A 1,251-nucleotide genomic window follows, 5' to 3' on the forward strand; every position below is an offset into this window, starting at 1 on the left:
CTTTTTACCAATGTGAAGATTTTCGACGGCACGGGTGCACCAACGTTCGTGGGCGAAGCGCTTGTCGATGGCAATCTGATCCGCGCCGTGGCTCGCGGCAATGGCGGGATTCCGCGTGAATCCTACTACGACGTCATCGACGGCAAAGGCATGACGCTGATGCCAGGCCTCGTCGAAGCGCACGCTCACGTCACCTACAGCAACATGGCACAGTTCAGTGAACTTGGCCTGATTCCGATTGAAGAACACACCATCCTCGCGCTGCAGAACGTCAAGCTGATGCTGGACTCGGGCTTCACCAGTCTGTACTCGGCGGCTTCGGCGAAGTTCCGGCTCGAAGCGGTGCTTCGCGACGCCATCGACGCGGGAAAATTCCCCGGGCCGCGCATGCGGGCCGCTTCGCCTGAACTCACCGCAACAGGAGGTCTTGGGGACGAACGTCAATACCACACGAACCACCAGGGCTTCGAACTGATTGCAGACGGCCCCGATGAAATCCGGCGAACGGTCAGGACACTGATTCGCGAGGGTGTCGACACCATCAAGATGAACATCTCGGGTGACATGTTTGCTGGACGTCAGGGGTTCGCCCGCCGGCTTTCCTATACGGAGGCAGAGGTCGCCGCCGCCGCGGAAGAGGCCCATATGCGCGGCGCCTGGCTATCGTGTCATGCCCGTGCGGATGCGGCCGTGAAGCTTGCCCTGAAGTATGACTTCCGCGTTATCTATCACTGCGATTTCATCGAGGGTGAAACGTACGACCTGCTCGAGGCGAAGCGCGACAGCGTGTTTCTCGCGCCGGCCATTGGCGTGATTTACGCAACCGCGTACGAGGCAGAGCCGTGGGGCATCACCCGGGAGTTTGTCGAAAAGAGCGAGCTCTTCACCATGATCGAGCAATGCCCGAAGGTGTACGGCGAACTCAGGAAACGCGGCCTGCGGGTTCTCCCGGGCGGCGACTACGGGTTCGCATGGAATCCGATCGGCACCAACGCACGCGACCTTGAGCACTTCGTCAACATTCTTGGCTTCACGCCGGCCGATGCCCTGATGGCCGCCACGAAATGGGGTGGCGAAATCATGGATATCCCGAACCTCGGTCTCGTCAGCGATGGCTACCTCGCCGACCTGCTGCTCGTCGATGGCGATCCGGTCGAGAACATCAAGCTTCTCCAGGACCGCGACAACATCAAGGTCGTGATGAAGGACGGGGTCTACTACAAGCGGCTCATCCCGACACCCGGCATGTAG

1 protein-coding gene is annotated in these 1,251 nt (G+C 60.3%); it reads left to right on the forward strand.

What is annotated here, in order from left to right; translation table 11 throughout:
- The coding region (locus tag P3T20_RS37080; protein WP_429289460.1) for an amidohydrolase family protein at positions 1-1,251 on the forward strand (1,251 nt) is incomplete at its 5' end.

It is taken from the genome of Paraburkholderia sp. GAS206C, assembly GCF_050435645.1.
Taxonomy (GTDB): Bacteria; Pseudomonadota; Gammaproteobacteria; order Burkholderiales; family Burkholderiaceae; genus Paraburkholderia; species Paraburkholderia phenazinium_B.